We start from the raw sequence: 1372 nt of genomic DNA on the forward strand, positions 1-1372 counted from the left end.
GCGACCCGTCCATCCGCGGAGGCGAGCACGGGGTCGCCCGCCTTGCCGCCGATGTCATAACCCTTATTGCGGGCCTCGTCGAAACCCGCCACGAGAGAACCCGACGATGGCCAGATGAAGGCCATGTCGTCCTCGCCGCCGGTTGCCGCAGGCGCGGGGCTGGGCGCAGGAGCGGGGGCGGCGGCCACGGCGGGGGCCGATGCGCCGGGCTTGGCACCGCTGGCGGGGGTGGCCGGGGCGATCGCGGACGAGGTGACCGGGCGGGTGACCACGCCGGTATCGCTGGCCACCGAGGGCGCTGGCGTGGCCGACGGCGCGGCCACGCGGAGCACCTGGCCAACCTCGATGAGGTTGGCGTTGTCCAGGTTGTTCCAGCGGGCGATGTCCTTCCAGCTTTGGCCGTTTTCCAAGCCGATGCGAATCAGGGTATCTCCTGGCTTGACCGTGTAGTAGCCGGGTTTGCCGGCGTTTTCAGCACCGGGCAGGGGCTTGGCCGCGGGAGCGACCACCATGCCGGGCTGGGAGGCGGATGTGGAAGCGGACGTGCCACGATCTTCCACCGGTGCCCTGTTGACGCGGGTACCGCAACCCGTCAGCACCAAGGCTGCGAGCGCTACCGAACCCCAACCAACAAGACCACGCGTAACCAACATAAGCAATCCCTTCAGGCAATCCCCGATTTTAGGGGGACAAAATGAACGGCCTCCAAAACGTTCTGTTTCAATCCGTGCGCCGTTTTGTCGATGACCAGCAACACCTGGTGGCCGCCGGCGCCCACCATGGGCGCCACGAGGCGGCCACCCACGGCCAGCTGGTCGATCCACGCCTGAGGGAGGGTCTCGCCGCCTGCCGCGGCGATGATGGCCGCATACGGCGCGCCTTTCGCGTAGCCCACCGTGCCGTCGCCGAAGATGAGGTGCACGTTCGCGAGGCGCCAGGGACGCAGGTTGTCGCGCGCCTTCTCGTGCAACGCGCGCAAACGTTCGATGGTGTACACCTCGCGGGCCACGCGCCCGAGCACTGCGGCCTGGTAGCCGCAGCCGGTGCCGATCTCCAGCACGCGCCCCAGCCCGGCGGCGCGCGCGCCCTCCGCGCCCAGCAGCAGCTCCGTCATGCGGGCGACGATGCTCGGCTTGGAGATGGTCTGGCCCAGCCCGATCGGCAGGCTGGTGTCTTCGTAGGCCTGGTTGACGAAGGCGGTGTCCACGAAGCGGTGCCGCTCCACCGAGCCCATGGCCTGCAGCACGGCTGGCGATGCGATGCCCGAGGCCGCCAGGCGCTGCACCATGCGCGCGCGCACGGCGGCCGAATCGAGCCCCACGCCCTGCGGCATGGGCGGGGGCATCGCGGCGCGCGCGGGCTGCGATGGCGG

General features: G+C 70.0%; 2 protein-coding genes. Both read right to left on the minus strand.

What is annotated here, in order from left to right; all coding sequences use genetic code 11:
* On the minus strand, positions 1-653 hold a 653-nt coding region (locus tag AC27IO_RS24225; protein ID WP_498741216.1), incomplete at its 3' end, for a LysM peptidoglycan-binding domain-containing protein.
* Positions 654-664: 11 nt separating this feature from the next.
* On the minus strand, positions 665-1372 hold a 708-nt coding region (locus AC27IO_RS24230; RefSeq protein WP_498741217.1), incomplete at its 5' end, for a protein-L-isoaspartate(D-aspartate) O-methyltransferase.

It is taken from the genome of Acidovorax sp. KNOB132 (genome assembly GCF_057541515.1).